Below are 16,373 nucleotides of genomic sequence, written 5' to 3'. Positions count from 1 at the left end.
GGGGTGATCTACGCTGACCGGATGCCGGTCACTGTCCTTCTCGTCGACGACGAACCGCTCGTACGCGCCGGATTGCGCGCCGTCCTCGAGGCGCAGCCCGACATCGAGGTGGTGGGCGAGGCGGCCGACGGGGCCGCGGTGATTCCGCTCGTGCGGCAACTGCGGCCCGACGTGGTCGCCATGGACGTACGCATGCCGCTCCTCGACGGCATCGAGGCCACGCGCGCCGTCCTGCGCACCGTGCAGGACCCACCGAAGATCCTCGTCGTGACGACCTTCGAGAACGACGAGTACGTGTACGAGGCTCTGCGCGCCGGTGCCGACGGTTTCCTGCTCAAGCGGGCCCGTCCCACCGAGATCGTGAACGCCGTCCGTCTCGTGGCGGAGGGCGAGTCGCTGTTGTTCCCCGCGGCGGTACGGCAGCTGGCGGGCGAGTACGGACGGCGGCCCGGCAACACGGAGGCCAGGGCCGCCCTGGACCGCGCCGCGCTCACCGAGCGCGAGGCGGACGTACTGCGCCTCATGACGCGCGGTCTGTCGAACGCGGAGATCGCGACGGAGCTGATCGTCGGTGCCGAGACGGTCAAATCCCATGTGAGTTCCGTTCTCGGGAAGCTGGGGGCACGCGACCGGACGCAGGCGGTCATCGCCGCGTACGAATCCGGTTTCGTCGCACCGGGGTGAGCACCGGGATGAGCACCGGGGTGAGCACCGCCGATCGGCACTTTCCGTCACAGGTGGGCCCGGCACTCGCAGTGGTCGGCCGCTGCGAGTACGATCCGCCCATCATGCGCACGAGCTGGGAGGACGGACGTTGGGGCGGCTGACCGGCGGGGATCCCTCTCTGCTGCGGCGGATCAACTCCGCTGTGGTGCTGCACGCTCTGCGTGGGGCGGACTTCGCGACACTCACCGAGGTCACCCGGGTGACCGGGCTCTCAAGGCCGACCGTCGAGGGCGTGGTCGAGGGGCTCATCGAGGCCGGACTCGTGGTGGAGACCGCCGCCGAGGAGGGCGCGGCCAGACGCCAGGGACGGCCCGCCCGGAGGTTCCGCTTCCGGGCCGAGGCGGGACATCTGCTCGGTCTGGAGATCGGGCCGCACCGGGTGGCCGCCGTCCTCTCGGACCTCGACGGCCGGGTGCTCGGCACGGCGGCCAAGGACGTGTCCGAGACGGCACCGGCCGACGAACGCATCGAGCGCCTTCGCACGGCGGTCGCCGATCTGCTGCGCCGTGGCGGGGTCGCCCGCAGCTCACTGCGCGCGGTCGGCGTCGGCAGCCCCGGCATCGTGGAGGCGGACGGCACGGTCCGGCTCGGGACCGCGCTGCCGGAGTGGACGGGTCTGCCGCTCGGCGAGCGCCTGCGCAGGTCCTTCAAGTGCCCGGTCCTGGTGGAGAACGACGCGAACACGGCGGCCGTGGCCGAGCACTGGAAGGGCGCCGCGACCGACTCCGACGACGTGGTGATGGTCCTCGCGGGGCTCAGCCCGGGGGCCGGGGCGCTGATCGGCGGACGCCTGCACCGTGGCTACGGCGGCGCCGCAGGGGAGATCGGCGCCCTGCATCTGCTTGGCCGTGACGTGACACCCGAGACGCTCCTTTCGACGACGGACGAGCCGCTGCACCCGCTGGACGAGCAGGCGGTGGCGGAGGTGTTCGCCCACGCGCGCGAGGGCGACGAGCGGGCGCAGCAGGCCGTCGAGCGGTTCATTCAGCGCCTGGTGCACGACGTGGCGGCGCTGGTCCTCGCCCTGGACCCCGAGCTGGTCGTCGTGGGCGGCTGGGCGGCCGGTCTGGACGGCGTCCTTGAGCCGCTGCGCCGCGAGTTGGCCCGTTACTGCCTGCGGCCGCCCCGGGTGGCCCTGTCGATGCTCGGCGAAGCCGCCATCGCGACGGGCGCGCTGCGTCTTGCCCTCGACCATGTCGAGGAGCAGCTGTTCGCGGTCGAGGGAACGGTGACGGCCCGGCGCTGAGGCGCCGGGCCGGACACGGATATCAGAACGCGGGTATCAGGACGCAGGTATCAGAACGCGAGCGTCAGGAGGCCTGGCGCTCCGGGCCGTGGTGGATCTCGACGCCGACCGCGTCACCGAACGTGAGGCGGCAGGTGTCGGCGCGATACGTCGCCACGGAGACCGCGACGGTGCGTCCCTCGGCGAAGAAGCGGGTCGTCACGACGAGGACCGGGGCTCCGGGCAGCCGGTCGAGCGCCTTGGCGTCGTCCGCGCGGGCCGAGCCGAGCTCGACGGCACGGTCCTGTCCCTCGAGGCCGAGCCGGTGCAGCTCGCGCAGCACGCCACGCGCGCGTGAGGCTCCGGAGGGAGCGTCGATCGCGGAGAGCTCGGTGACGGACGACGTCGCCACGTACAGCAGCTCGGCGGCCACGGGCTGGCCGTGCGAGACGCGTGTACGGCGCACCACGTGCACCTGCTCGTCGGGCTTGGCCGCCAGCATGCGGGCCACCTCGGCGGGCGGTTGCGCCGGTGCGCAGTCGACGGGCTGCCACGCGTCGCCGACCTCGCCGGGCCATGTGCCGTGCTCGGATCCGACGGCCACGCCCATCCGCGGCGGCGCGACGGTCGTGCCGACCCCGCGGCGGCGCTGCAGCCTGCCTTCCAGCTCCAGCTGCTCGAGTGCCTGACGGAGCGTGGCGCGGGCCACGCCGAAGCGGGCCGCGAGATCACGCTCGTTGGGCAGGATCTCGCCGACGGCGAACTCTGAATCGAGTGCCTCGCTGAGCACGGTCTTGAGGTGCCAGTACTTCGGCTCCGGTGCCGCTTCCAGCTGCGTGGTCCCCACCCTGTCCTCCGCAATCGCCGTGTGCCGGCGGCTTTTCAGCGCCTTGTTTATTAAAGGTCCTTGCACTATCTCTGCGACGATAGAGCGGCACCCAACCTTGGTCAAGACCAATCCTCGATCCGTTACAGCCCGCACAGGGACGATGCCACAGAGCATTCACGTGTTGTTGGCGTCGGTCCACGCGCACGTAGCGAACAAGACAGAACCCCCGCCCTGCGTGGACGGGGGTCTGCCATCTGCGGTCTAGGAGGCGAACCCGGTCAGCTTGTCCGGGTTGCGGATGATGTATACGTTTCTGATCTGCCCGTCGACGACGTCCAGTTGGAAGAGGGAGTCCGGCTTGCCGTCGACCAGGAACAGCATGGAGTCGGCGCCGTTGATCTCCAGGAACCGGGCGCCGAGCTCCGCTCCCCGCGGTACGCCTCCGCGGGCCGCGCCGATGAGGAAGCGGCCCACCTTGTCGGCCGTCTCGATGGCGCGCAGCGGCGCCTTGGCCTTGCCGCCGCTGTCGCCGACAAGGCGCACGTCCGGGGCGAGCAGGGACATCAGACCGTCCAGGTCACCACTGGTGGCCGCGGCGAGGAACCGCTCGGTCAGGTCGCGGCGCGCGCCGGGATCCACTTCGTAGCGCGGCTTTCCCTCGTCGACGTGCTTGCGGGCCCGCGCCGCGAGCTGCCGCACGGCGGGCTCGCCGCGGTCCAGCGTGAGGGCGATGTCCGAGAACGGGAACCCGAAGGCCTCCCGCAGCACGAACACCGCCCGCTCCAGGGGCGACAACGACTCCAGGACGACCAGGACCGCGAGGGAAACGGAGTCGGCGAGCACGGCCTGCTCGGCGGTGTCGGGGACGGTCGGCCCGTAGTCGGTGACAAGTGGCTCGGGCAGCCATGGGCCTACGTAGGACTCGCGTCGTGACTGCACGTGGCGCAGCCGGTCGATGGCGAGCCGCGTGGTGACGCGCACCAAGTAGGCGCGCGGTTCGCGCACTTGCGCCTGGTCGGCCGCCGACCAGCGCAGCCAGGACTCCTGCACGACGTCCTCCGCGTCGGCCACCCGGCCGAGCATGCGGTAGGCCACGCCCATCAGGACGGCCCTGTGCTCTTCGAAGACGTCGGTCGCGGTGTCGGTCTCCACTCCTCCATCCCAGCCGACGGATCACCCGCTGTCCAGGCGAAGCGGGTGCGTCACGCCCCACACCGGTCCGGAGGCCGCCCCGCACACCCTCTTGAACTGAAGGCTACTGAGCGGTAATTGTTGCTGACAAGGTGTCTAAGGTGTCTGAGGACCGTCGCCACGCGGCGGGGACTGGAGCAGCAATGGCCGCAGAGGTGTCCTTCAGCGTCGAATCGCCCGGCGGTCCGCGAACGATGTCGCTCGCGTACGAACGCGCGGGGGCGGGTGAGCCGCTGCTCCTCCTGCACGGCATCGGCCACCACCGTCAGGCCTGGGACCCGGTGTTCGGCATTCTGGCCGCCGAGTACGACGTGACAGCCGTGGACCTGCCGGGCTTCGGGGAGTCCCCCGCGCTCCCCGAAGGGCTTGCCTACGACATCTCGACGGTGGTCTCCGTGCTCGGCGCGCTGTGCGAGGCCCTTGAGATCGAGCGTCCGCACGTGGCGGGCAACTCCCTCGGCGGCCTGCTCGCCCTGGAACTCGGCCGGGAGAAGCTCGTGCGCTCGGTCACCGCCCTGTCCCCCGCGGGCTTCTGGACGCCCGGGGAGCGGCGCTACGCGTTCAACACGCTGCTCGCGATGCGGCACGGGGCGCGGCTCCTTCCGCTGCCGTTGATCGAGCGGCTCTCGCGGAACGCCGCCGGGCGTGCGGCTCTCACCAGCACCATCTACGCCCACCCCGGGCGGCGCTCACCCGAGGCGGTCGTCGCCGAGACGCTCGCGCTGCGCGAGGCGACGGGGTTCGAGCAGACCCTCGCCGCAGGGCGTGACGTGCTCTTCAGCGACGACGTGCCCGGCCTCGCGGTCACCGTCGCGTGGGGCGCACGTGACCGGATCCTGCTGCGCCGCCAGGGCATCCGCGCGAAGCACGCCGTCCCCGAGGCCCGTCTGGTGCGCCTTCCCGGGTGCGGGCACGTCCCGATGAACGACGATCCCGCGCTCGTCTCGCGCGTCGTCCTCGACACGTGCCGCCGCGCGCCTGCCGCTACAGCCTGAGCGACCACGCGGTTACATCCACCTGACGCCCGCCAGAATCGCCGAAGGGGTTCGGCTACTCGCCGGGGCGGCTCAGGAGTTGGACCACGCGCGCGTGCAGAGCACCAGGCGGTAGCCGTCGGGGTCCTCGACGGTGACGCCCCACTCGTTCCAGTACGGGTTGGGCGACTGGACGCGTGTGCCGCCGTGCGCTTCGAGGCGGGCGACCAGGTCGTCGGGTACGGGCTCGTCGAGATAGATGACGAGCAGGTCCTCCTCCGTGGGGCGGGGCAGGACCGGCTTGTCCGCCTCGTGGACCAGTTCGAGGTGCCAAGAGGCGTCCGGCCAGCCGGCCATGAGCAGGTCGTGCTCACCAGGAGCGGCGCCACCCTGCGACCTCCATACGACGTCCAGACCGAGGCCGCTCACCCAGAAACGCTCCGCCGCCGCGAGGTCGCGGGACGGGCGGGCGACGCGGATGTGGCTCCGACCGTTGACAGGCATAGTGCTCCCCCTTGTGACGCTGGTGACGCGGCGCGCTCGGCCGCGTATCCCTGCTGCCGAGCGTAGGCAGTGCGCGATCTTCGCGCATCGGCCGTCCGGCCTCGGGCGCGCGGCGGGGCCCTACGCCTCGGGACCTGCGTCCCTGGGCGTACATTCAAGGGCCGCCGACCGGGGATGTAGACGACATACCGTTCGCACACCGGTTCCCTTGAAGCCATGGGCAGTTGTTCACTTGTGGTTTGTGTGTGCGCCGCCGCGCACCACTAGTTGTGGCCCTGCACACTGGTCTGACCTGTCACTGGAGGCGCATTCATGTCACACCCTCAGCCGAGCCCGTCCCCTCGCCGCCGCAGTGTGCTGCGCGGCTCGCTCGCCGTGCCGGCGGCGCTTGCCGTGCCGACGCTCGCCGGGGCCGCTCCGGCGCTCGCCCGTTCGGGGCGCCCGCGGGCCGAGTGGGGCGTGCAGGCCGGTGACGTGACGGCGCACGCGGGCCTGGTGTGGGTGCGTTCCGACCGTCCGGCCCGCATGATCGTGGAGACGTCCGCCACGGAGTCGTTCCGCAACCCCACCCGCTGGAAAGGTCCGGTGCTCGGCCCGGACACCGACTTCACGGGGACGACGCGGCTGCGCGGCCTGCCCGCGGGCGAGCAGATCCACTACCGCGTACTCCTGGCCGACCCCGACGACCCCAGACGTGCCGGGGAGCCGGTCACCGGCACGTTCCGTACGTCTCCGAAGGGGCGCAAGGAAGGCGTGCGCTTCCTGTGGTCGGGCGATATCGCGGGCCAGGGGTGGGGCATCAACCCGGATCGCGGCGGTTGGCGCATCTTCGACGAGATGCGCCGCAGGGACCCGGACTTCTTCCTGTGCAGCGGCGACAACATCTACGCCGACGGGCCCATCCTGCCGAGCGTCACCCTGCCCGACGGCAGCGTGTGGCGGAACGTGACCACGGAGGAGAAGTCGAAGGTCGCCGAGACGCTCGCGGAGTTCCGTGGCGCCTTCCGCTACAACCTGCTCGACGAGAACCTGCGGCGCTTCAACGCGCAGGTCCCCTCCATCGTCCAGTGGGACGACCACGAGGTGAAGAACAACTGGTACCCGGGGCAGATCCTGACCGACGCCCGCTACACGGAGAAGAACGTGGACGTCCTCGCCGGGCGCTCCCTGCGGGCGTTCAGCGAGTACTTCCCCGTATCGACACTCCCGCCGGGGGACGAGGACGGGCGGGTGTACCGCGTGCTGCGGCACGGACCGCTCCTCGATGTGTTCGTCCTGGACATGCGCTCCTACCGCAACGCCAACTCCCCCGGCAGGCAGCCCGACGACACGACCGGCATCCTGGGCGCCCGGCAGTTGAGCTGGCTCAAGCGCGAACTCTCGCGCTCGCGTGCCACCTGGAAGGTCATCGCGTCCGACATGCCGCTCGGCCTCGTCGTACCCGACGGCTCGGCGAACTTCGAGGCGGTCGCGCAGGGCGATCCCGGCGCGCCGCTCGGCCGTGAACTGCAGATCGCCGAGCTGCTTCGGCACATCAAGCACCGCAAGGTCACCGGAACGGTGTGGCTGACCACCGACGTGCACTACACGTCGGCGCAGCACTACGACCCCTCGCGCGCGGCGTTCAAGGACTTCGCGCCGTTCTACGAGTTCATCTCGGGGCCGCTGGCCGCCGGCGGCTTCCAGGCACTCAAGCTCGACGGGACGTTCGGCCCCGAGCAGCGCTTCATCAAGGCGCCGAACCGCGCCAACACCTCCCCTGCCGAGACCCCGCAGTACTTCGGCGAGGTCGACATCGACGGCGACAGCGGCGAGCTGACCGTGCGACTGCGGCAGGAGGGCGGCGGGGTGCTGTTCACGCAGGTCCTGCAGCCGGGCCGGGTGGGACAGCAGTGATTCGGCCGCCAAACACACAGCGAGGTGTCATGCCCGGACACCAAGGGCGAGCAAAGAGGAATTAAACGGGCAGAAGGTATCTTAACTCGTCAGTCACAAAACGTTCGTGATCACGCAACACCCTTCCTCCACAGTGGCTGTATGAGTGCTGACATGTCTGATGTGACGCGAACCAAACACGGCCGTCCCGTCCACCACTGGCGGCGGGATCTGGTGGAGCTCGCCGCCCTCTTCACGGCCGTGGCCGTGGCGGACGCGGTGGCGAACATGATCGGGCACGGCCCCGACGGTCCCGCCCTGCTCGTGATCTCGGCCGTGGCGCTGCTCGCCACGGTCGGGTTCCACACATGGTGGGCACGCCGCCACAACCACGCACCGCCGACAGCGGACGATACCGGCGCCCGGCCGCTCGCCGCCGGGCAGCAGGCCGGGCACCGGACCGGCCCCATGACGGCCATGGAGCAGGCCGGGGCCGTCGCCACGGAGTCGTCCGCAGGGGCGACGGCGCTGTGGCGGATGCGCACCACGGTGCGGGACGAGCCGGGCTCGCTCGCCGCCCTGTGCACGGCCCTCGCCCACGGCAAGGTCGACATCCTGAGCCTCCAGGCGCACCCGCTGGCCGAAGGCACCGTCGACGAGTTCCTGCTGCGCGCCCCCGCCGATCTGCCCGCGGCCGAGATCACCCGTGGTGTCTCGCAGGCGGGCGGCTCGGGCACCTGGATCGAGCGGGCCGACGCCCACGACCTGGTGGACGCCCCCACCCGCATCCTGGGCCTTGCCACCCGCACCGCTCTCGACGCCGCCGAACTGCCCCTTGCCCTACGCCAGTTGCTGGGCCGCTGCACCATCCGGTCACTGCCCGCGAAAACCGGGAAGGCCGCGAAGGCGCAGACCGCGTCCGGGCCCCGGTCGGACAAGTCCGCCGACGGCGCACCTGTCGAGGGCGCGCTGGAAGGGACGGTACTGCGGCTGCAGGCGCCGGAGGGCGAAGTGATCACCGTGGAGCGGCCGTATCTGCCGTTCACGCCCACCGAGTTCGCCCGCGCGCGTGCCCTGGTCGAGCTCGACACCCGGCTCGGCCCGCGCATCCCGCACGGCCAGGACGTACTGACGCTCGCCGAGGGCAGCTCCATCACCGTGCGCCGGGCCGACACCGCCGACGTCGACGCGGCCAAGGCCATGCACGAGCGCTGCTCGCAGCGGACCCTCGGCATGCGCTACCACGGCCCCGTGCGGGACGCCGACCGCTATCTGGGCCACCTGCTCAGCCCGCGGTTCGGCCGGACCCTGGCGGTGCAGACCGCGTCCGGACGCATCGTCGGCATCGGGCATCTGCTCTGGGACGGCGACGAGACCGAGATCGCGCTGCTCGTCGAGGACGACTGGCAGCGCCGCGGTATCGGCAGCGAACTCCTCGGCCGCCTGGTGACGATGGCGGTCGAGGCGGGCTGCGAGAGCGTGTACGCCGTGACGCAGTCGTCCAACACGGGCATGGTCGCGGCGATGCGCGGCCTGGGGCTTCCCCTCGACTACCAGATCGAGGAGGGCACGCTGGTCGTCACCGCCCGCCTCGAAGCTACGCCGGTGAGCCCGCGGTTGCCGTACGACCAGCCGTCGCAGGAGCAGGCCGAGCGACGCTGACGTCCTGTACGTCGTCCGGGCCGAGGACGCTGTCGAGGTCCTGCCACAGGCCCTCGACGCGTTCACGGCGCGGCGCGAAGTGGCACGCGTGGAGACTCGGTTGATCTTCCAGCAGTGGGAGTGCGGGCCGCTCCTGCCGCCGGGCCCCGGGGCCGATGAGCAAGGGGAAAGCTCCGGCCAATCCTGATGACGCGGGCGTGTCCCGCGTACGAGGATGTCCGCATGTCAGACACGAAGATCCCGAGCCCGAACGCGAGCGGTAGCAGCGGCTCGCTGCCTCGCCAGGTCGCCGACACCTACGTCGACGAGCTCATCGCCCTCGACCCCATCAACGGCACGTACCTCGGCGTCAAGGCGAGCCACAGCAAGCTCCCCGACACCTCGCCGGCGGGCCAGGACGCCGTCGCTGAGCTTGCCCGCACGACGCTCGCACGGCTCGACGACGCGGAGCGTCTGCCCGGCGCCGACAGTGACGCCGAGCGCCGGTGCGCGCGGCTCCTGCGGGAGCGGCTCACCGCCGAACTCGCCGTGCACGATGCCGATGAGGGTCTGCGCTCGGTCGGCAACCTGCATACGATCCCGCACGCGGTGCGCGAGATCTTCACCGTCACGCCGACGGAGACGGCAGAGGACTGGGCCGCGATCGCCGAACGACTGCGGGCCGTACCGGCCGCGTACGAGGGGTATCGCGCCTCGCTCGAACTCGGTCTGGAACGCAAGCTGTTCGCGCCTCCGCGCCCGACGGCCACCTTCATCGATCAGCTCGGCGAGTGGGCGGGTACCGGCGGCAGCGAGGGCCGCGGGTGGTTCGAGGAGTTCGCGTCGGAAGGGCCTGACTCACTTCGCGCCGAACTGGACGCCGCGGGACGCGCCGCCACCGCGTCGGTCGTGGCGCTGCGCGACTGGATGCGGGACGTGTACGCGCCCGCGATCGAGGGCGCTCCCGACACGGTGGGCCGTGAGCGCTACGCCCGCTGGTCCCGCTACTTCAACGGCGCCGACCTGGACCTCGACGAGGCGTACGCGTACGGCTGGTCCGAGTTCCACCGGCTCCTTGCCGAGATGCGCACCGAGGCCGAGAAGATCCTGCCCGGCGCGGCCACGCCATGGGTGGCGCTGGCCCACCTCGACGAGCACGGCACGCACATCGAGGGCGTGGACGAGGTGCGGGTCTGGCTGCAGGAGCTGATGGACGAGGCGATCGAGGCCCTTGACGGCACGCACTTCGAACTCGCCGAGCGAGTACGCAAGGTGGAGTCCCGCATCGCCCCGCCGGGCGGCGCCGCCGCCCCGTACTACACGGGCCCGTCGGAGGACTTCTCGCGCCCCGGGCGGACCTGGCTGCCGACGATGGGCGAGACCCGTTTCCCCGTGTACGACCTGGTCTCGACCTGGTACCACGAGGGCGTGCCCGGCCATCACCTCCAGCTGGCGCAGTGGGCGCACGTCGCGGAGAACCTCTCCCGCTACCAGGCGACCATCGGCCTCGTCAGCGCCAACGCGGAGGGCTGGGCGCTGTACGCGGAGCGGCTCATGGACGAGCTCGGCTTCCTCACGGACGCGGAGCGCAGGCTCGGCTATCTGGACGCCCAGATGATGCGGGCGCTGCGGGTCATCGTCGACATCGGCATGCACCTGGAGCTGGAGATCCCGGCGGACGCGCCCTTCCACCCGGGCGAGCGCTGGACCCCTGACCTCGCGCAGGAGTTCTACGACGCGCACTGCAGCCGTCCCACGGACTACGTGGCGAGCGAGATGACCCGCTACCTCTCCATCCCCGGCCAGGCCATCGGCTACAAGCTGGGCGAGCGGGCCTGGCTGCTCGGGCGCGAGAACGCGCAGCGGCGCCTCGGCGAGGCCTTCGACGCCAAGGCGTGGCACATGGCCGCGCTGTCGCAGGGGTCGCTGGGCCTTGACGACTTGGTGGACGAGTTGTCGGCGCTCTGAGGGCCGGGGCGGGCCCGCATCGCTTACGGGGCCCGCCCGCCGTCCCCTCTCAGCAGCCGCATTCATCCCCGCCCAGCGGAGCCACCAGGGGATCGGGAGTGCGGCGCTCGCTGCCCTCCCAGGTCTCGAAGGCGAGACCCTCGCGGACCCAGTACTCGAAGCCGCCCAGCATCTCCTTGACCTGGAAGCCCAGTTGGGCGAGAGCCAGGGCGGCGCGGGTCGCGCCGTTGCACCCGGGGCCCCAGCAGTAGGTGACGACGGGGACTGACTTGTCGAGGAGCTGCTCGGCCTGCTCGGGGATGAGCGCGGTGGGCAGGTGTATCGCTCCGGGGATGTGCCCCTGGTCCCAGCACTCGGTCGAGCGGGAGTCGATGACGACGAAGCCGGGCTCCCCGTCGGCTCCGAGCGCCGAGGCGACATCGGACACATCGGTGTGGAAGGCGAGGCTCGCGCCGAAGTACGCGGCTGCGGCAGCCGGGCTCGTGACGGTCATCGCTTCGGTGTGCGCTGTGTTCGTGGCTATGGTCGTCGCTGTGCTCATGGCCAAGAATCTACGGGCGGAGCCACGGCCCCTGAAGAGCCGATCCCCGGCGTACCTCTTGATCAGCCGGGGATTCCCCTGTTACCTCTCAGGCATGACCGGTTATTCCACGGACGCCACCGACTGGCGCATCCTCGATGTCCTCCAGCGTGAGGGCCGCGCCAGCTATGCCGAGCTGGCGCGCGCCGTCGCCATGTCCCCGAGCGCCGTCACCGAACGGGTCCGCCGCCTTGAGGAGGCGGGTGTGATCCAGGGGTACGCGGCCGTGGTCGATCCGGAGCGGCTCGGCCTGCCCATCCTGGCGTTCGTGCGGCTGCGCTACCCGAACGGCAATTACAAGCCGTTCCACGATCTGGTCGAGACGACCCCCGAGATCCTCGAGGCGCATCACGTCACCGGCGACGACTGCTTCGTGATCAAGGTCGCGGCGCGCTCGATGAGTCACCTGGAGGAGGTGGCGGGGAAGATCGGCGCCCTGGGGTCCGTGACGACGAGCATCGTCTACTCCTCTCCCCTGCCGAGGCGTCCACTGGGCCGCTGACCTGGCCCCTCACACCCCGCCACGCTGTCGTACGACCGAACCGGCACGCCCCTTCTCAACCTCCAGCTGTGCGTGGACGCGGCGCCGCAGATCCGCGACGTGGCTCACGATGCCGACGCTGCGGTCCCGCTCGCGCAGCGAGTCCAGGACGTCGAGGACCTCGTCGAGCGTCTGGTCGTCGAGGCTGCCGAAGCCCTCGTCGATGAAGAGCGTGTCGAGCCGTACGCCACCGGCCTCGTCGGTGACTACGTCCGCGAGGCCGAGCGCGAGAGCGAGCGAGGCGAAGAAGGTCTCGCCGCCCGAGAGCGTGGACGTGTCGCGCTCGCGTCCCGTCCACGCGTCGACCACGTGCAGGCCGAGGCCCGAACGGCCGCGCCCCGTACGGTCGTCGGAGTGGACAAGGGTGTAGCGGCCCGACGACATGCGCCGCAGCCGTGCGGTCGCCGCGGACGCGACCTGTTCGAGCCGGGCGGCGAGGACGTAGGACTCCAGGCGCATCTTGCGTTCGTTGTCCGCCGATGTGCCCGCGGCGAGTCCCGCGAGACGCGCCACCCGGTCGTACTCCGCGCGCAGCGGCGCGAGCCGCCGGGCTCCGGCGGCCGAACGGTCGGAGAGCCGGTCGAGTTCGGCGCAGCGCCGCGTGGCCGCGTCGAGTGCGGAGGCGCTCGCGCGGGCCTGCCTGTCGGCGTCTTCGGCGGCTTCCTGGGCGGCTCGCAGGTCGGCCCGCGGCTGCTCGGCGGCGGCGGCCGCGTCCGGCTCGGCGAGGAGGGAACGCACTGCCGCTTCCTCGTTCTGCCACTCGTCGATACGGTGCTGCAGCTCGCGGTGGCGAGCGTCGTCGAGCAGGGCTTCGGCCGCGTCCCTCGGCGTGTCGAACCCTGCGCGGAAGGCGGCGTCGGCGAGTCGCGCGTCGGCGTCCTTGAGCCGCTGGGCGGTGTCCGCGGCGACGCGTGCGGCTTCCGCCGCCTCGGTCAGGAGCGCCGCCTGCCGCTCCAGCTGGGCGGCTCGCGCCGCGACGCTTTCGCTCGCACCCCGCGCGCGGGTCAACTCGACGTCCAGACCTGCTTGTTCGCGGTCGAGGGTGTCCCGCAGTGTCGTACGCGACGCGGCCCGTACAGCAGCCTCCTGCCGGACGGTGACCCTGCGGTCGTGCTCGCGCTCGGCCTGGGCGAGGGCTTCCCTGGCGGCGTGCAGACCGGAGGCACGACTGCGCGCCTCGGCGTGTTCACCTCGCAGATTCTGGACAAATGCGGCGAGTTGCTCGGCGGACGGCCCCTCCGAGACAGCCTTCGGGTCTTCGGAAGCGGCGTCTCCGGCGGACGACCCGAGCGCCGCCGCCCCGGCCGCGGCCAACGACTCGCGCACCTCGCCGAGGTGTCGCTCCTGCTCGGCGCGCCGCTCCTCCGCCTTCCGGTACGCGGCGAGCGCCGACTCCTCCGTGGCGCGGTCGACGTGACCGGCGCCCTTCGGGGCGGGTGCGGGGTGTTCGACGGCTCCGCAGACCGCGCAGGGAGCGCCGTCGGTCAGGCCTGCGGCCAGTTCCGCCGCGATGCCGGTGAGACGCTGCTCCTTCAGGATCAGCCAGTGCTCGTGGGCCGCGGTGGCACGCTCACGGGCCGCGAGGGCCCCTTCGTACGCGGTGGCCACTTCCCGGCTGAGGCGGTCGCGGCGGCGCGCCGCGTCCAACCTGCCCTGCGCCGGCTCCAGTTGGCCCGCGAGGTGCTCCGCTCGCGTGGCCGCCTCCTGGGCGGACTCGATGCGCTCCTGGAGTGCGGACCGTGTCGCGTCCCAGCCGTCGAGCCAGCCGGCGGCCTCGCGCATCAGCTCGTCGTCGGCTCGCTCCTCGCGCTCCAACGAAGCGCGCTCCGTGCCGAGTTCGGCCAGGCGCCGCTCGGCGCGCCGGGCGGATTCGAGGCCGCCGAGTTCTTCGGCGGCCCTGCGCGCGGCGGCGGCGAGCCCCGACGCGCCGGAGTCCGCGAACGTGGCGGGCAGCTGTCCACGCGCGTGTGCCTCGTCGGCGCTCGCGCGCCGGTGCTCCTCCTCGGTGGCCCGGCGCAGGCCGAGCGCGGGCGCGACCGTCTCGGCCTTGCGGCCCCGCTCCATGCGGGTCTGCCGCTGCCGGTGCTCGTCCGCGCGCTCCTGAAGGCGCGAGGACCGCTCCCGCGCCTGGTCGAACCGCCTTTGCAGCCGGTCGAGTTCGCGTACGTCGTCGAGAGCGCGCCCCGCGGCGAGCTGCACGGACTCGGCGGCCGTGAGAGCGCACCGGGCGATCGTGCGCCGCTCGCGGGCGCCGGTGCGGGCGACGGCGGCCCAGGCCAGGACGGACTCGGCGAGCCCGGGATCACCGGGCGACAGCTCGGACAGCGGCGACCCGGCGTCCTCGATGAGGTCCCCGGCGGCCTGCTCCATCCGATGCGCGTCGGCGAGAAGCTCCCCGTCGCCTTCCCGCACCGCGCCCTCGGCATCGCGCCGCTGCTCGGCGAGTCGCTGCTCGACCGCGGCGAACCTGCGCGTGTCGAAGAGCCGCCCGAGCAGCTTGCCGCGGGCCTCGGCGTCGGCCCGCAGGAAGCGCGCGAAGTCGCCCTGGGGCAAGAGCACCACCTGGCAGAACTGCTCCTTGCTCATGCCGAGCAGCTGCGTGACCTCCTCACCGATCTCCTGGTGGGAGCGGCTCAGGTCCTTCCACCCGCCGCCGTTCGCGGCCTCCCCGGCCTCGTACTCCCGCAGCCAGCTCTGCGCCTTCTCCATGGTCGTGCCGGTGCCGCGCTTCTTCGGGCGCTCCCACGGAGGCTGCCGGGTGACCTCCAACCGGCGCCCCGCGACGGTGAGTTCGAGGCACACCTCCGTCCGCGTACCGGGCTTCGCGTGGTCGCTGCGCAGCGTCACTCCCTGGCCGCTGCCCTGCCGGGGTCCGGGCACCGAGCCGTACAGGCCGTAGCAGACGGCGTCCAGGACGGAGGTCTTCCCCGCGCCGGTCGGTCCGTGCAGCAGGAAGAGCCCGGCGGCGGAGAGGTCGTCGAAGTCGATGTCCTGGGTGGTGCCGAAGGGGCCGAACGCGGTGATCCGGAGCCGGTGCAGCCTCATCGGGCCACCTCGCGCACGGTGTCGTCGGTGCGGACGGTGTCGAACGCCGCCCGCAGCACCGCCTGCTCGCGCCCGTCAGGTCCGGTGCCCCGCACATGGGTCACGAAGTCCTCCGCGATCTGCTGGTCGCTGCGGCCCTTGAGGCGCTGGGCGTACGAGACGTCCGGGTCCTCGGGTGCGCGCTCCGGGTCGAAGACGAGGCTGAGGGTGTGCGGGAAGCGCTCGCAGAGGCGGGCCATGGGGTCGTCGGGGCGCACCGGGTCGGTGAGCGTCGCCTCCACCCAGGCGTCCTCGTGGCGGGCGAGCTCCGGCTCTGCGAGCAGCGTCTCGATGTCTCCCCGGATGCGGGCGAGCGGTCGCGGCACCGGGCAGTCGATCCGCTCGGCCTCGATCTCTCCCGTCGCGCCGAGGTCGATGAGCCACATGCTCTTGCGGTGTGCGGATTCCGAGAACGAGTACGGCAGCGGGGAGCCCGAGTAGCGCACGCGCTCGCTGATGGCCTGGCTGCCGTGCAGGTGACCGAGCGCGACATAGTCGACGCCGTCGAAGACACCGGAGGGCACGGCGGACACCCCGCCGATCGTGATGTCCCGCTCACTGTCGCTCGCCTCGCCGCCGGTGACGAAGGCGTGGGCGAGGACGACGGAACGGGTGCCCGGCGTCCTGGCTGCCAGGTCGGCGCGCACCCGCTCCATGGCGGCGCCGAGCACCGCCTCGTGACCTGCTCGCGCCACGCCGAGCTCGTCCTTGACCAGAGCCGGTTCGAGATAGGGCAGGCCGTAGAACGCCACGTCCCCGTGGTCGTCGGCCAGGACGACCGGCTCCCCGCAGGCGGCGGGAGCGGTGCGCAGGTGGATGCCCGCGCGGCCGATGAGCCCCGCGCCGACACCGAGGCGGCGCGCCGAGTCGTGGTTGCCGGAGATCATCACCGTCGGGACGCCGAGGTCGGCGAGCCGGTGCAACGCGTCATCGAAGAGCTCGACTGCGGCGAGCGGCGGCACCGCCCTGTCGTACACGTCACCGGACACGACGACGGCGTCCACCTCGCGCTCACGCACCGTGGCGACGAGGTGACCGATGAAATCGGCCTGGGCACCGAGCATGTTCACGCGGTGGAAGGCTCGGCCCAGGTGCCAGTCGGACGTGTGCAGGATTCTCAAGGCGCCGCTCCGGCCCGCATTCTCACTCAACCCCTCCTGTGCCCGGATCGAGGACCGATCCAGCACGGGCCCCGCCGACAGCACCCACCACGCTAGCGCCTGTCGGCCCCTGCT

Annotated in this window: 13 protein-coding genes and 1 pseudogene; 8 read left to right on the top strand and 6 right to left on the bottom strand. The window is 71.8% G+C overall.

Going from position 1 to position 16,373, the window contains the following annotated elements; all coding sequences use genetic code 11:
* Nucleotides 1-21: 21 nt before the first annotated feature.
* Nucleotides 22-684: a response regulator gene (locus tag ACFQ7F_RS05255; protein WP_383266330.1), complete on the top strand. Its 663-nt coding sequence runs from the start codon at nt 22-24 to the stop codon at nt 682-684.
* Nucleotides 685-814: 130 nt separating this feature from the next.
* Entirely contained in the window at nt 815-1,972 is a 1,158-nt protein-coding gene (locus tag ACFQ7F_RS05250; RefSeq protein ID WP_383266328.1) for an ROK family transcriptional regulator, read from the top strand.
* A gap of 64 nt (nt 1,973-2,036) precedes the next feature.
* Here ACFQ7F_RS05250 and ACFQ7F_RS05245 read toward each other — a convergent pair whose 3' ends face one another.
* Both ACFQ7F_RS05245 and sigJ read right to left on the bottom strand, forming a co-directional pair.
* Entirely contained in the window at nt 2,037-2,798 is a 762-nt protein-coding gene (locus ACFQ7F_RS05245) for a GntR family transcriptional regulator (protein ID WP_383266325.1), read from the bottom strand.
* 243 nt (nt 2,799-3,041) lie between these two features.
* Nucleotides 3,042-3,932 (bottom strand): RNA polymerase sigma factor SigJ, encoded by an 891-nt coding sequence (gene sigJ / locus ACFQ7F_RS05240; RefSeq protein ID WP_383266323.1) that lies wholly within the window; start codon nt 3,930-3,932, stop codon nt 3,042-3,044.
* A gap of 182 nt (nt 3,933-4,114) precedes the next feature.
* On the opposite strand from sigJ, the gene ACFQ7F_RS05235 reads away from it, so the two are divergent.
* Nucleotides 4,115-4,966 (top strand): alpha/beta fold hydrolase, encoded by an 852-nt coding sequence (locus ACFQ7F_RS05235; protein WP_383266425.1) that lies wholly within the window; start codon nt 4,115-4,117, stop codon nt 4,964-4,966.
* A gap of 72 nt (nt 4,967-5,038) precedes the next feature.
* Here ACFQ7F_RS05235 and ACFQ7F_RS05230 read toward each other — a convergent pair whose 3' ends face one another.
* Complete coding sequence (locus ACFQ7F_RS05230; RefSeq protein WP_383266320.1) at nt 5,039-5,449, bottom strand: VOC family protein; 411 nt, start codon at nt 5,447-5,449, stop codon at nt 5,039-5,041.
* Nucleotides 5,450-5,761: 312 nt separating this feature from the next.
* On the opposite strand from ACFQ7F_RS05230, the gene ACFQ7F_RS05225 reads away from it, so the two are divergent.
* The 4 genes and pseudogenes from ACFQ7F_RS05225 (at nt 5,762) to ACFQ7F_RS05210 (ending at nt 10,933) form a co-directional block, all read left to right on the top strand.
* Nucleotides 5,762-7,345 carry an alkaline phosphatase D family protein gene (locus ACFQ7F_RS05225; protein ID WP_383266319.1) on the top strand — a complete coding sequence of 528 codons (1,584 nt, stop codon included), beginning with the start codon at nt 5,762-5,764 and terminating at the stop codon, nt 7,343-7,345.
* A 153-nt stretch (nt 7,346-7,498) separates the two neighbouring features.
* Entirely contained in the window at nt 7,499-8,986 is a 1,488-nt protein-coding gene (locus tag ACFQ7F_RS05220) for a GNAT family N-acetyltransferase (RefSeq protein WP_383266316.1), read from the top strand.
* A gap of 52 nt (nt 8,987-9,038) precedes the next feature.
* Nucleotides 9,039-9,173 (top strand): annotated as a pseudogene (locus tag ACFQ7F_RS05215) (Lrp/AsnC family transcriptional regulator); the annotation flags it as partial.
* A gap of 35 nt (nt 9,174-9,208) precedes the next feature.
* A complete protein-coding gene (locus tag ACFQ7F_RS05210) occupies nt 9,209-10,933 on the top strand; it encodes a DUF885 domain-containing protein (protein ID WP_383266313.1) in 1,725 nt (574 codons plus the stop codon).
* Between the two features lie 49 nt (nt 10,934-10,982).
* Here the strand turns inward: ACFQ7F_RS05210 and ACFQ7F_RS05205 are convergent, their stop codons facing one another.
* Entirely contained in the window at nt 10,983-11,474 is a 492-nt protein-coding gene (locus tag ACFQ7F_RS05205; RefSeq protein ID WP_383266310.1) for a rhodanese-like domain-containing protein, read from the bottom strand.
* A 94-nt stretch (nt 11,475-11,568) separates the two neighbouring features.
* Between ACFQ7F_RS05205 and ACFQ7F_RS05200 the strand changes: the two genes are divergently transcribed.
* A complete protein-coding gene (locus tag ACFQ7F_RS05200) occupies nt 11,569-12,015 on the top strand; it encodes an Lrp/AsnC family transcriptional regulator (RefSeq protein WP_383266307.1) in 447 nt (148 codons plus the stop codon).
* 9 nt (nt 12,016-12,024) lie between these two features.
* Here the strand turns inward: ACFQ7F_RS05200 and ACFQ7F_RS05195 are convergent, their stop codons facing one another.
* Together ACFQ7F_RS05195 and ACFQ7F_RS05190 are read right to left on the bottom strand one after the other, a co-directional pair.
* Complete coding sequence (locus tag ACFQ7F_RS05195) at nt 12,025-15,099, bottom strand: AAA family ATPase (protein WP_383266304.1); 3,075 nt, start codon at nt 15,097-15,099, stop codon at nt 12,025-12,027.
* On the bottom strand, nt 15,096-16,259 hold the full coding sequence (locus ACFQ7F_RS05190; protein WP_383266301.1) for an exonuclease SbcCD subunit D: 1,164 nt from the start codon (nt 16,257-16,259) through the stop codon (nt 15,096-15,098). Before ACFQ7F_RS05190 ends, ACFQ7F_RS05195 begins: the two co-directional genes overlap by 4 nt.
* Between the last annotated feature and the right edge of the window lie 114 nt (nt 16,260-16,373).

This window comes from Streptomyces sp. NPDC056486 (genome assembly GCF_042795295.1).
GTDB lineage: Bacteria > Actinomycetota > Actinomycetes > Streptomycetales > Streptomycetaceae > Streptomyces.
This window is presented reverse-complemented; position numbering and strand designations above follow the sequence as displayed.

Excerpts from the sequence above, each read along its gene's own strand:
- ACFQ7F_RS05255 (WP_383266330.1), top strand. The coding sequence starts at position 22 with ATGCCGGTCACTGTCCTTCTCGTCGACGACGAACCGCTCGTACGCGCC.
- ACFQ7F_RS05235 (WP_383266425.1), top strand. The coding sequence starts at position 4,115 with ATGGCCGCAGAGGTGTCCTTCAGCGTCGAATCGCCCGGCGGTCCGCGA.
- ACFQ7F_RS05230 (WP_383266320.1), bottom strand. The coding sequence starts at position 5,449 with ATGCCTGTCAACGGTCGGAGCCACATCCGCGTCGCCCGCCCGTCCCGC.
- ACFQ7F_RS05225 (WP_383266319.1), top strand. The coding sequence starts at position 5,762 with ATGTCACACCCTCAGCCGAGCCCGTCCCCTCGCCGCCGCAGTGTGCTG.
- ACFQ7F_RS05220 (WP_383266316.1), top strand. The coding sequence starts at position 7,499 with ATGTCTGATGTGACGCGAACCAAACACGGCCGTCCCGTCCACCACTGG.
- ACFQ7F_RS05210 (WP_383266313.1), top strand. The coding sequence starts at position 9,209 with ATGTCAGACACGAAGATCCCGAGCCCGAACGCGAGCGGTAGCAGCGGC.
- ACFQ7F_RS05205 (WP_383266310.1), bottom strand. The coding sequence starts at position 11,474 with ATGAGCACAGCGACGACCATAGCCACGAACACAGCGCACACCGAAGCG.
- ACFQ7F_RS05200 (WP_383266307.1), top strand. The coding sequence starts at position 11,569 with ATGACCGGTTATTCCACGGACGCCACCGACTGGCGCATCCTCGATGTC.
- ACFQ7F_RS05195 (WP_383266304.1), bottom strand. The coding sequence starts at position 15,099 with ATGAGGCTGCACCGGCTCCGGATCACCGCGTTCGGCCCCTTCGGCACC.